Consider the following 11,209-nt stretch of genomic DNA (forward strand, 5'->3'; position numbering starts at 1 on the left):
GACCGGGAGTCGAACCCGGTCCATGGACCTTCGGGGCGGGTGGTGCAGACAGGCATGCCTACTTCTGAGTGACCGTGATGTTGCCGATCGGCTCGTATCCCCTGCTGCGCAAGCTGCGCTCGACCGTCTCCCTGGCAGCCTGCGGCGAGGTTGCGCTCAACGTGCCGCGCGCGCTCGTGATCTCCCCAGGAGCCAGGGTGTCGGCGAGCTTTTCGGCGGTGAAGTCGTACTTCGGCATGAGGTTCCTCTCTGGTCGGGGCGGTGGTAAACGCGGGGCGGAGGTGCAGGGGGTGTCAGGCGTAGACGTGCTGGGCTCCGGCGGTGCGCAGCGCGGTGTGCGCCTGGCGGGCCCGCAGACCCGCCGCATCCAGCTCACCGGCGGGCACATCACCCAAAGCCATCGCGGCATCCACCGCTTCCTGCGCCAGGGCGAGGAGGTCGCGGCGCTGCGTGGCCATGTACAGGGTGTCCATGGCGCTGGTGACCGCGGAGCGGGCTGCGTACCGGGCCTGACGTGCTTCGGTGGTGTCCGCCTGCGCTTTCCGGCGGGCCACGACCTTGAGGTACTGCTGTTCACGGTGGCGGACCAGCGCGGCCAGCAGCGCCGGAATCGCCTCGGCGAGCGCCTGGCGGCGGCGCTCGGTCTGCGCGGTGCGGGCGGTGCGGGTGGTGGTCAGGTGCTGCATGAATCCGGCGACGACAGTGCCGGCCAACGTGCCGAAAACCGCGATCAACGTTGCAGTCATGAGGACTCCTGTGAGGTGAAAGGGGGTGATCCGGCTCCCCTCAGCGCTGCTCGTACGAGACGAGCAGCGGAGGCAACCGACCGCAGCCGATGAGCGGCGGAAAGGTCGAGTCGCGCTGAACCGCACACGGGACAGAACCCGCGCACGCCGCCCTCTTGCTTCAGAGGTGGAGCGGCTACCTCAGGCACGCTGTTGAGTTTTCAATCAAGGCGTACTCACTTCGTACTCACCCTCTCGGGCTTTCCTCCGGGCACATCCATAGACTGGACCGGTGGACCGGTCCAGTCAAGCGTCAACTCCGTACGACGTGCCGCCATTTGGGTATCTGTGCAGCTCAGAGGGTGAAAAAGAAAAGAAAAAAGCTGGACCGGCTGACCGGTCCAGCTTTCCCGTGGGTCACTCTGGCCTACATCGCATAGGTCTCCACCCGCTCATAGTGAGAGGAGGGTGTGACCCCTTCCTCGCACACAAGCGGGCGCCCATCCTGGTCGTAGGCCGTGTGTAGGACCACGGCAACCGCCACCGCTTCGGGTAGACCCAAGTGGCGGGCTTCCGTCTCCGTGGCCAAGCGAACCGTGGTCACGTCGACCCCCTCCGCAGGGAAGCGGCCGGTCTGTCGACGGACGTAGCGAGTGGTCCCTTCCGGGATGGGGGCGGTCTGTGCAAGCCGGGGGGAGGCTTCGGCGACCTCGGGCGGGAACCACGCTTCTGCGTAGCTGTGCGGACTTCCGTCCGGGAGCTGGTGAATCCTGATGCGTCGCAACGTAGCGACGCCCGAATCCAGGCCCAGCACGGCCGCTACGCGCGCCGGCGGCTCTGCCCAATCCGGTTCACCCACACGCAGGAAGGGCATACCGCCGCTCACGCGTGCGGACCCAGCCCGGCGTGCGCCCGCAGGCCGGGCGACGGGTGTCTCTGTCACCACAAAGCCGGTGCCCTGCTTGGCGACGACGACGCCGTCGTTCCGCAGTACGTCCATCGCCTTGATGGCAGTCGCGCGCGAGACCGACCACTGTTCTGCCAGGTCACGCCCTGATGGCACGATCTCACCCGCCGCGAACTCTCCGGCGGCAATGCGGGCTCGTAGCGATTCCGCGATCTCCTCGTACTTCAGTAGTGCCATGACTGCCTCTCTTGCTCGGTATCTCCTTGCTGGACTGGTCCACCGGTACACAGCATACTGCCGTTATGTCGAATCTCGGATTGGCTCCCTCTGTTCTGCGCTTCTACGGCGAGACCGTGGATGAGAGCAGGCGCCTGCATCGCTCAGCGGATGGACGTCTTGAGTTGGCCCGAACGCAGGAGCTTTTGCGCCGTTTCCTTCCGCCTGCGCCCGCGACCGTGCTGGACGTTGGCGGCGGTACTGGGGTGCATGCAGAGTGGTTGACCGAAGACGGTTACAGCGTCTCCCTGGTGGATCCCATCCCTCGCCACGTCGAGCAGGCGTCGGCCATCTGTGAGGCATCACTTGGAGACGCGCGAGCGCTGGACGCGGTCGACAGCAGCTATGACGTGGTCCAACTGCTCGGACCGCTCTACCACCTGCCCAGCGCGGTGGACCGCCGTCAGGCACTCGCTGAAGCGAGGCGTGTGGTCAAGCCGGGAGGTCTCGTAGCGGCAGCAGCGATCAACCGCTATGCCTCCCTGTTCGAGCACGTCACGTACGCGCACCTACACACGGACCGCATGCATGAGCCGGTGTCGAAGATTCTGCGAACGGCGGTACATGAGGGCCCCCACTTCACCCTGGCGTACTTCCACCGGGCAGAGGAGCTAGTCGATGAGCTTCGTGCCGCCGGGCTCATCGACGTAGAAGTCTTCGGCGTCGAGGGACCTGCCTGGTCGCTGGTCAAGGCCGTCGAGCAGCAGCCAGGCGAGGGGCCGACGGATGACCTGATTGCCTCCGCGTTGACAGCGGCACGGATGGCAGAACCGTACCCGGAGCTGCTCGCCGCTAGCTCCCATCTGCTTGCAGTGGGCCGTGCCCCTGCAAGCACTGCTGCGTGAGCGGCTGTTTGCAGTCTCGGGATCTGAGTAGCGGGGAATCGTAGCCCGGTGGGCATCGGGGACTCTGCCTGTCGTTCCACGCGGTGGTGCGAGGACCTGCGGTTGCTCCTGGCAGCTGTGCAACGGGGCGAGGGTGTACGGCGCTGCCCAGACTGGCCTGGCCCACTCACCGTTGGTGGACCGGAGGAGCGACGTATCAGCTCGACCGTTACTTTGAGTTACGGATGGCTTATCCAAGGCAGCAAGTCGGAGTGGGGGACTGCAGCCAGTTGTGCGTCAAGCCGACGCGGGAGGTTTTGACTCCCGACGTTACTTCCACTGGTCACGCTGCCGCTGCTGTTCCCTTACGTAAATATTGAAACCGGCGTCATCGATTCGCTGCTGCTCTTGCGTCGTTCGCTGCCCTCCGAATATTTTCCCCAAAAGGTGAAAAAATCCAAAAGCGAAGAACGCGATCCCGGCAAGCGTCAGGAATGCGGAATTCGAATTTGCCTCGTAGGCGATTCCCCATGCGGCGTAACCGCCAATATAGAACACCGTCCAGCCGACTTTGCTCACTGTGCCCCCTTGATTCGAGTTCACTAGGATACAGCAAGACCTTCTTTTATTGGCAGGGTTGCCAGAAACTTTTGCTTCCAGCAATCCAGTGCGATTAGGGAGATTGATGAGGCCTTCGGATCCCTTCAGATTTTTTGGTACCTAATGATCCTTCTGGGGCTGCTTGTTGCCCGCTGCGATCCGTCATGCCACAGTGCATGCGTCGAGTAGTTCAGTACGTATGGGGCAGGCGTGGATCAATGTGCCGGTGAGATTTTTGCGGCGTTGATCGGCGCCCAACGGGTGGCATGGCCATAACGTATTACCATTGAGGGATCGGCGAGTTCGGTCTGAGGCGAGGTGGCATGACAGCAGTTCTGCGTGCGATGGTCATTGCGACGATGTTGTCAGTGTGCGTCGGTTGCGAGAATGGAGAGAAGAGAGACACAGTCTCAAGAATGAGTACATCGGAACTCGTTGCTTGGGGTGAGAATTTAATCGACTGCTCCGTTCCGGGCATGGGAGTTGAGCTTCCCATTCCTGCGGTTCAAGCCGATGTTACCCGCGACGGTACGAAAGATGTAATAGTTTCGCTTGAATGCGTAACTGGTGATGCTAGTTCATTCAGTCACGTTGTCGCACTGGACGGCGCATCTTCAAGCGATAGGCCAGAAATAATTGAATTATTGATCGAATTACCAAAAGGGAAAGACTATCGACGGCTAATCGCGACCGGATTGAAGGTCAGGAAGGTCTCTGTAGACGAAAATTCCATCACTATAGTATCCGATAAGTGGCGCAATATGGATTCCAAGGCTTGTCCGAGCCTTAGGCGTGTCGATGTCTTCGGCATCACGGGTAATGGCTTGAAGGCGGAAAAACCGCTTGTGGTAGAAAAAATGGAATGCTGAGTCCCGTAGTGGGTGGATGTGGTGGCGGTGCCGCCTTCACGTGAAGGAAACTTGGAACTAGGGAACGAATGCGGCCAGTCCTTTGTTGAGCTTGCGCAACTCTGGCGACGTATGCTTAGTTGAATCGATGATGTCGTCCACGATCTTTGCCTCATCCTTAAAGCAAGGCTGGCGGCTGCGATACTCCGAATCGGGTGAAAAGACTAGTTCTGCGTTTCCGATTGTGACGTCTACGAGGTCCGATGATGCCGCATGGGCAACGGTTGGTAGCTCGATTTCCCCTTTATCGCTGGTGATAAAGATTGTAAACCTGTAGATCCATGCCAGCGATCCGGCCGCGCTGTGTTCAGGGCCCACCGTGTAAGAAATCGTTTCCTGTTTGTGGGGTGGTAGGTCCCATCCCATCTTTCGGGTGACTGAAATGGGAGATTTTGCTGAGTCGGGAACTTTAATATCGTACCGTCCTGCGATGCGCCCGTCGCCGCCACCCAGCACGCACTCTTGCCCACTTATGTGATCAAACTTGAACTGAGTCTGGGTGAGTCGCACTGGATTGTCGCTGATATTTCTTAAGGTTACGGAGATTAGCGATGTTCCGACAGTGTTTGTGCCTTTCTCTGTGTCGGTTGACCAGTCGGCCTTGATGTTTTTTTCTTTGTCTACGGTGAAGTCTGCGACCTCCACTGGCGATGGTTCCTTAGGCTCAGGCTGCAGATCTGGGAGAAAAAGAAATAGTAGGCCGACTACCGCTCCTACAACTCCAAGAAACCCGCCGACCGTGGCGAAAATGGCTTGTGGGCGATGCCAGAACCCTAGTTCCTCTGCTTCTGGTGAAGGGGCGCGAGTGTGTACGGAAGGAGTGGATGAACGACTCGGTCGCTGCCGTATGGAGGGCTGTGGCGTCTCAGCGTGACGTCCATGACTGTCTGCGACACCTGACGAGTTACGTACAGGGGCTTCGAGTGTAGGCGGCAGCAATCGCCGCCTGCGAGCATTCCTTTGCCTTCTGAAGAAGGACGTCATGGTTTCCCCCGTGCCCGTGTTGAACCAACACCGTCCTGCTGGTTGTGCTCGATCGTCAAGGGGAGGAAGTAAGCGGAACGATTTTCCTCGGGATTCTTCGGGTTAACAACCTTGCAGGAGGTGATGTCTGTTACGAGGTGAGATCGATGGGGCTAAAGAGGCGTCACCGGAGTAGTGCAGGGTGGGGTACTGATGAGTATGACTTCCTGACCCGCCTACTGCGCACTCACCGGCACAACCACTCATCGTCTGGGACCAGACCACCCCTGCATCCTCAGCGCCCGGCAAAACCTCGCCGCGTAGCGGCGATGGGGGACGTGTCGGGTGCGGTTGAGGCGTAAGCAGACCTTGGGTTCTGAGATAGCCCAGTCTCAGTTCTAGTCTCGTTGGCTGCTCAATCCATCGTGGTACACGCTTGTCCGTGGACGTCCGGCACCTCGCCTGACCTGCAACGCGAGTCTGATGCCGGACGTCCCCGGACCGCTACGGAATCAGCCCGGACAACTTGTAATGCGTAGGTCGTCGGTTCGAATCCGACAGGGGGCTCCGGTGAAGGCCAGGTCATATCGCCCGTGACCTGGCCTTTTGTGTTGCTCGGGTTCGCAGTGGTGAGGGCGCCAGCGCGTCCTGCGACTTCTCTCCGCTACGCGGCTTCGGCTTCATGCGGAACGGCTGGGACATCGGCTTGTGCAAGGAGCAGCCGGGCGGCCCACGCCAGGACGTCGAGTAGATGCTCGGCAAGCAGCCCGACATGGGGATCAGGCTGGACGAGCGTGGTTGCCTGGCCGCGGGCGGTGCGTTCTGCGGCCCATTCGTGGTCGAGGCCGGTGAAGTCGTCGTCGATCCAGATGACGGGTGCGTCGCTGAGCCACGTGTCGACGTGGTCGCGTTTCCACAGGTACCCGTTGGGGTGGCTGGTGGTGATCTGTGGGCGTGGGAGGTCGACGTATGGCAGGAGTGGGAGGCGGAGGAGTGGTCCGATCAGGGTGGTGGCGTCTTGGCGCCAGCTGGTGCACCAGACGGGGGTGACCAGACCGGTTCGGATCACCTGCATGAGCAAGGCGCCATGCGCTGGGTTGAGCCAGATGGTGACGGGGTTGTCGGCGTTCCGGTCTGTGGGTACGACATCGTGCCGGTGGTGGCTTGCCGGACTGGCACCGTCAGCGTCCGGGAAGGGGATGAGGACGCCGTCGATGTCGAGGAGCAGGTAAGGCGGGCACATCGGTTTCTCCCAGGGGAGCCGGGGTGGGGGTCAGAGCTTGCGCGCGGTGATCAGCAGGGTGGTGGGCCGGCGGCCACCGTGGTGGTGGGCGTCGTGGAACTCCTGGGCCGAGGTGAGCCGGAGGCCGGCGCGGTCGAGGTGTTTCTCCCAGCGGTCGGCGTCGAAGTCCCAGCGGGCGATGGGTAGCCGGTTGAGGTCGGGCAGGGTGACGTAGTCGCGGCGGGGGCGGTCGCCGGTGGTGGGCCGTAGACCGCCGCGCTGGGGGTGGGGGACCGAGAAGGCGAGAGTGCGACCGGGTTTCAGGTGCTGGGCGATGGCCGGCAGAAGCAGCTCGGGGGCGACGAGTCCGATGGCGCCGAAGACCGAGTAGACGGCGTCGAACTGCTCGTCTGTGGCTTGCAGGTAGTGCAGGGCGTGGCCGGCGACGAAGGTGAGGTTGTTCAGTCGGCCGTAGTGCGTGCGGGCTCGACGGACTTGCAGGCCGACGAGGTCGACGCCCGTGACGTGGGCGCCGGTTGGGGTCTCCCCTGCTCGAGCCGAGCCGAGAGCTTGGGGAAGGGTGGCGAGGTGAGCGGCGTTGTGGCCGGAGCCGCAGCCAAGTTCCAGCAGCCGCTTGTGGCGCAGGTGCGGGCCGAGGATTTCGGCGCCGGGTCCGCTGCCGGGCCGGGTGGTCCATTCCATCCGGGCGGGCACGGCCAGCGGCTCCGCGGGAGCAGCCGTCGTGCGCTGGAGGGCGTGGACGTACCAGGGGGAAGCCTGGGCGGTGAGCATCTAGGCCTCCAGGAGGTGGAGGACGTCGGTGAGGTGGCGGCGTACGGCCTTGATGTAGGCAGGGTCGGTGGCAGGGTCGTTGATCCAGCGGATCGACTGCTCCATGAACCACTCGACGGCCCACATGCGGTGCCAGCCCAGTGCCCACTGCTCGGCAGGCAGTCCGCCGCGTTCGGCGAGGGCATCGGGGGTGCCGCCTTCGGTGACGTAGGTGTCCAGGAAGCCCCGCAGGCGCACGGGGTCAGGAGTGTCGAGGGTGCCGTGCCAGCTGGCGAGGTCGAGCAGGCCGGGGCCGGTGAAGGCGCGGGCGAGGTCCAGCAGCCGCCAGCCGTGCCGGCCGATGTGGAGGCTGGTGGGGTGGAACTCGGAATGCACCCAGCCGAACGGAGCCACCGTGGCGCCGGCCGAGCGTGTCTCGGCGGCCTGGGCGATCCGGTCGAGCGCGTTTTCGACGTCGTCCGCGTCCTGCCACCGGTCGGCTTTGCGGAGTCGGCCGAGGTGCTCCAAGGCTCGGCTCGGCAGGGTGCGTAGCCGTTCCTGGCCGAGGACTGGCAGGGCGGAGGTGGTGCGAGTGCCGTGCAGGACGACGGCTGCGGCTGCGCCGTCGAGGTAGTCGGCCTCGCGAAGCGGAGTGCCGAGGTCTTCCAGCAGCATTCCGAGCCAGCTGTCCAGCGTTGCGCGGGCACGAACGGTGGGCACCGGGACGCCGAGGGTGTGGGCCAGTCGAAGGGCCTGATCCTCGCTGTCGAACGGCCTCTTGGCGTACTTGAAGACGGCGGTGGTGCCGTCGGGGAAGGTCAGGCGCTCGACGCCGGACATGGACCACACGCGCACCTCCTCGCGAACGGCGGTGGTCTGGCCGACCAGGGTGAGCAGGTCGTCGAGGAGTTCGGTGCTGGGGTTCGCGGTCACGTGGGGGCTCCAGGGGGTTGGTGGCGTCCGGGGCGGGCGAGAGGTGCCGGCCCGCCCCGGAGCCGGGGCGGTGGTGCTACGCGGCCGGGGCCACGCGGTGGGCGTAGACCTGCTCGATCCAGCCGGACTTGAAAGCCGCGAGGTCGTCGCGGAAGGCGGTCATCGAGGCACCGTAGGGCGCCACGACGCCACCGGACTGGTCCGGCACGGACTGGCAGCCGTGCACGAGCCGTCCGCCGAGGGCGGCGTGGGCCTTGACGGCCTCGATGCGGCGGTGCTCGTTGAACCAGCTGCCGTGGTAGACCTCGTCGAGCATGCCGCCCGTCTCGTCGTCCAGGTCGAAGACCACGGAGGTGGCGGCGGGGAAGAACCAGCACGGACCGACGTTGGAGATGCGTCCGTCCAGCTCCACCTTGTTCAGCGCCATCAGCGTGGCCGCCTCGCGCAGCATCCGCAGATGCTCGGCGGTGAACTGCGGCAGGCCGAGGCCGGCGAGGTGCTCGTCGCGGAAGAGGTACGCGTACACCTCGTAGGCGGTGGCGAGTACCTGGGCGGCGTCCGAGGTGGACTCGGCGTGGGTCTTGATGAACTCCAGCGCCAGCTGCTCGACCGTGCTCTCGGTCGTCTCCTCCGCGTTCAGGAGCTGGGACTTGACGAGTCCCCAGTCGGCGACGAGCCAGGTGCTGGACTCGAAGCGGAAGAAGTACTCCGCCGGGTCGATGGTGATGCGACGGCCGTCGATCCGGATGCCGGGCAGGCGGCTCCAGCGCGCGTCGAAGGCCACGGGCAGTACGACCGTGATGGCCGCGGTGTCGATGGTGGTCACTGTGTCTCCGTCTCTGATGAGCCGGTTCCGGGCACAGGAATGCCCGAACCCGGTTTAGGCGTACGGAACTTCGAGGCCGTCCGGCTGAAGGGGAGCCTGGTCACCATGTCGGACCGGGGCCGGGCGGTTGATGATGAGTGAACACTCCGTCACGCACAGTGGGTACGCTGAGAGGCGGTTGAAGCGGTATACGCGGTTTACGGCCACGGACGGGAGGCGAGCGTGGCAGCGCCCAGAGGCCCCAACCCCCGTCTGCGCGACACCATTTCCGCGACCGGCTGCACCTATGAAGCCCTGGCGAGAGACGTCCGGCGCATCGCGGCCGAGAACGGCGAGATCCTCCAGACCAACAAATCGGCCGTCTCCCACTGGGCCAACGGCACTCGCCAGCCGACCGGCCGGACCGGCCAGTACCTCGCCGAAGCCCTGTCGCGCCGTACGGGCCGCATCGTCACCCAGGCCGAGATCGGTCTACGCGCACCTGATGACGAGGAAGCGGCCGAAGGGGATCCCGTCCTGGCCGCCACTGACCTCGGTCGTGCCGATGTCGAGCGCCGCCGCTTCCTCGCGGTGGCCGCCTTCACCACCGCCGGCGTGGCCATGCCCCTCGCCCACGACCACGAGGCCACCGCCCGCATGCTCCGTGCCCGCACCGGTACGTCCGTGGTCGGAGCGGAGGACGTGTACGTCGTACGGCAGATCACCGCTGCCTTCAGCGCGGCAGACGAACGCCTCGGCGGCGGTCACGGGCTGACCACGGTCACCGCCTACCTCGCCGACACCGCCGCCCCCATGCTCCGGGGCCGCTTCCCGAGCGAAGCCTTACGCCGGGCAGCCTTCGGCGCCGTGGCCGAACTCGCCTACCTGGCGGGGTGGAAGCACCACGACCTCGGTCAGGAAGGCGCCGCCCAGCGCTACTACCAGGTCGGCTACCAGCTCGCCTGGGAATCCGACCCGCACGGCCACGCCGCCTGGATGATGCGGGCCCTCGCTCACCAGGCCCTCAGCCTCAAGCAGCCCCATCACTGCGTCGATCTCGTCGAAGGCGCGCTCACCCGTGGCCTGGGCCATGTCGACGGTCAGACCGAGGCGCTCCTCCACATCACCCATGCCCGTGCCTTCGCTGCTGTCGGTGAGAAGTCCGCAGCGGCCCGCGCCCTGCTCGCCGCCGAAGACGCCCTGCTGTGTGACGACGACCTTCAGCCCAGCTACTCCCGTGTCAGCGGCCCTGCCGCCGGCACCGTCGCCAGCCACACCGCCCGCACTCTGACCGACCTCGCCGACCACCTCGGCACCGAGCAACAGCACCGAGACGCCCTGATCCGCTGGGACCCAGAGGAGTACAAGCGCGTCCATGCCCTCACCTACGCCGACCTCGGCGACAGCCTCGCCGCCCAAGCCCGTGCTGATGAGGCCGTGGCTGCCTGGTCCCAGTCCCTGACCTTGATGGAGGGCATGACCTCCGACCGCACCCGCAAAGCCATCACTTCGCTCCGTTCCACCCTCTTCATCTACCAGCGCCGCAAAGTGCCGGGAGCCGCCGAACTCGCCCGCCGCGCACGCGAAGCACTGGCCTAAGCTGCCCACCAACCGGCCGACGAAGGGACACCAGCCGTGGCTCAGCGGACAACCGACGACCAGCCCAAGGCCCTACCGCCCGCCCTCGAATCCATGACCCTGCTGGTCGCCGCCGTCATCGTCCACGACAAGGCCACCAACCGGGTTGTGCTCCTCCAACGCAGCCAGAACGCCAAGTTCGCCCAGGGCATGTGGGACCTTCCCGTCGGCAAGAGCGAACCCGGCGAGCCCGTCACAGAGACCGCGGTACGGGAGCTGTACGAGGAGACCGGCCTGACCGTGAAACCGGAGTCCCTGAAGGTCGCCCACATCATCCACGGCGCCTGGGGCGTCGAGGCTCCCAACGGCTTCCTCACCGTCGTCTTCGCCACCCACGAATGGACCGGAGAACCGGAGAACCGCGAGCCACGCAAGCACGCCCAGGTCTGTTGGGTTGATGCCGAGGCCATCCCTGAAGACTTTGTGGACACCACTGCCAGTGCACTCCACCGATACCTGGACGGGGGCCCGGAAGTCTCCCTCGACGGCTGGCGATAGACACTTGTCCTGAGAGTTCTCGTACTGGTTGCCACCCGGTGACGTACGCGTGCGGGCTCGGCCCGCGCGAGGCGGACTTCGCTACGTGCCCCCTGACAACTTCTATGGTTGTCAGTAGAGTTGACTGCTCGGCACGTCG

Annotated in this window: 13 protein-coding genes; 4 read left to right on the plus strand and 9 right to left on the minus strand. The window is 64.7% G+C overall.

The window, feature by feature from the left end; genetic code table 11:
* Positions 1-58: 58 nt before the first annotated feature.
* The 3 genes from ACLVWQ_RS11490 to ACLVWQ_RS11500 form a co-directional block, all read right to left on the minus strand.
* Complete coding sequence (locus ACLVWQ_RS11490; RefSeq protein WP_414108250.1) at positions 59-238, minus strand: hypothetical protein; 180 nt, start codon at positions 236-238, stop codon at positions 59-61.
* A gap of 55 nt (positions 239-293) precedes the next feature.
* Complete coding sequence (locus ACLVWQ_RS11495) at positions 294-746, minus strand: hypothetical protein (protein ID WP_414108251.1); 453 nt, start codon at positions 744-746, stop codon at positions 294-296.
* Between the two features lie 406 nt (positions 747-1,152).
* Entirely contained in the window at positions 1,153-1,869 is a 717-nt protein-coding gene (locus tag ACLVWQ_RS11500) for a GntR family transcriptional regulator (protein ID WP_414108252.1), read from the minus strand.
* 65 nt (positions 1,870-1,934) lie between these two features.
* On the opposite strand from ACLVWQ_RS11500, the gene ACLVWQ_RS11505 reads away from it, so the two are divergent.
* The gene (locus tag ACLVWQ_RS11505) at positions 1,935-2,753 is read left to right on the plus strand and encodes a class I SAM-dependent methyltransferase (RefSeq protein ID WP_414108253.1); all 819 of its coding nucleotides are present in this window, start codon (positions 1,935-1,937) and stop codon (positions 2,751-2,753) included.
* Positions 2,754-3,062: 309 nt separating this feature from the next.
* Here the strand turns inward: ACLVWQ_RS11505 and ACLVWQ_RS11510 are convergent, their stop codons facing one another.
* Positions 3,063-3,311, minus strand: coding sequence for a hypothetical protein (locus ACLVWQ_RS11510; RefSeq protein ID WP_414108254.1), 249 nt, complete (start codon positions 3,309-3,311; stop codon positions 3,063-3,065).
* Between the two features lie 437 nt (positions 3,312-3,748).
* On the opposite strand from ACLVWQ_RS11510, the gene ACLVWQ_RS11515 reads away from it, so the two are divergent.
* Complete coding sequence (locus tag ACLVWQ_RS11515) at positions 3,749-4,201, plus strand: hypothetical protein (protein ID WP_414108255.1); 453 nt, start codon at positions 3,749-3,751, stop codon at positions 4,199-4,201.
* A gap of 57 nt (positions 4,202-4,258) precedes the next feature.
* Here ACLVWQ_RS11515 and ACLVWQ_RS11520 read toward each other — a convergent pair whose 3' ends face one another.
* From ACLVWQ_RS11520 to ACLVWQ_RS11540, 5 genes are all read right to left on the minus strand, one after another.
* Positions 4,259-4,885, minus strand: a complete 627-nt coding sequence (locus ACLVWQ_RS11520; protein WP_414108256.1) for a hypothetical protein — start codon at positions 4,883-4,885, stop codon at positions 4,259-4,261.
* A 982-nt stretch (positions 4,886-5,867) separates the two neighbouring features.
* Positions 5,868-6,446 (minus strand): HAD domain-containing protein, encoded by a 579-nt coding sequence (locus ACLVWQ_RS11525; protein ID WP_414108257.1) that lies wholly within the window; start codon positions 6,444-6,446, stop codon positions 5,868-5,870.
* 30 nt (positions 6,447-6,476) lie between these two features.
* A complete protein-coding gene (locus ACLVWQ_RS11530; protein WP_414108258.1) occupies positions 6,477-7,217 on the minus strand; it encodes a class I SAM-dependent methyltransferase in 741 nt (246 codons plus the stop codon).
* Complete coding sequence (locus ACLVWQ_RS11535) at positions 7,218-8,129, minus strand: aminoglycoside phosphotransferase family protein (RefSeq protein WP_414108259.1); 912 nt, start codon at positions 8,127-8,129, stop codon at positions 7,218-7,220.
* A 76-nt stretch (positions 8,130-8,205) separates the two neighbouring features.
* A complete protein-coding gene (locus ACLVWQ_RS11540) occupies positions 8,206-8,955 on the minus strand; it encodes a hypothetical protein (RefSeq protein ID WP_414108261.1) in 750 nt (249 codons plus the stop codon).
* Positions 8,956-9,177: 222 nt separating this feature from the next.
* Here ACLVWQ_RS11540 and ACLVWQ_RS11545 point away from each other — a divergent pair, with 222 nt between their 5' ends.
* Positions 9,178-10,533: a tetratricopeptide repeat protein gene (locus ACLVWQ_RS11545; RefSeq protein WP_414108262.1), complete on the plus strand. Its 1,356-nt coding sequence runs from the start codon at positions 9,178-9,180 to the stop codon at positions 10,531-10,533.
* Positions 10,534-10,569: 36 nt separating this feature from the next.
* The gene (locus ACLVWQ_RS11550; protein WP_414108263.1) at positions 10,570-11,070 is read left to right on the plus strand and encodes an NUDIX domain-containing protein; all 501 of its coding nucleotides are present in this window, start codon (positions 10,570-10,572) and stop codon (positions 11,068-11,070) included.
* Positions 11,071-11,209: the final 139 nt, after the last annotated feature.

It is taken from the genome of Streptomyces sp. CWNU-52B (assembly GCF_047444975.1).
In the GTDB taxonomy this organism is placed as follows: Bacteria; Actinomycetota; Actinomycetes; order Streptomycetales; family Streptomycetaceae; genus Streptomyces.

Bases quoted from the DNA above. Each gene is read 5' to 3' on its own strand.
- ACLVWQ_RS11490 (WP_414108250.1), bottom strand. From the start codon at position 238: ATGCCGAAGTACGACTTCACCGCCGAAAAGCTCGCCGACACCCTGGCT.
- ACLVWQ_RS11495 (WP_414108251.1), bottom strand. From the start codon at position 746: ATGACTGCAACGTTGATCGCGGTTTTCGGCACGTTGGCCGGCACTGTC.
- ACLVWQ_RS11500 (WP_414108252.1), bottom strand. From the start codon at position 1,869: ATGGCACTACTGAAGTACGAGGAGATCGCGGAATCGCTACGAGCCCGC.
- ACLVWQ_RS11505 (WP_414108253.1), top strand. From the start codon at position 1,935: ATGTCGAATCTCGGATTGGCTCCCTCTGTTCTGCGCTTCTACGGCGAG.
- ACLVWQ_RS11515 (WP_414108255.1), top strand. From the start codon at position 3,749: ATGAGTACATCGGAACTCGTTGCTTGGGGTGAGAATTTAATCGACTGC.
- ACLVWQ_RS11525 (WP_414108257.1), bottom strand. From the start codon at position 6,446: ATGTGCCCGCCTTACCTGCTCCTCGACATCGACGGCGTCCTCATCCCC.
- ACLVWQ_RS11530 (WP_414108258.1), bottom strand. From the start codon at position 7,217: ATGCTCACCGCCCAGGCTTCCCCCTGGTACGTCCACGCCCTCCAGCGC.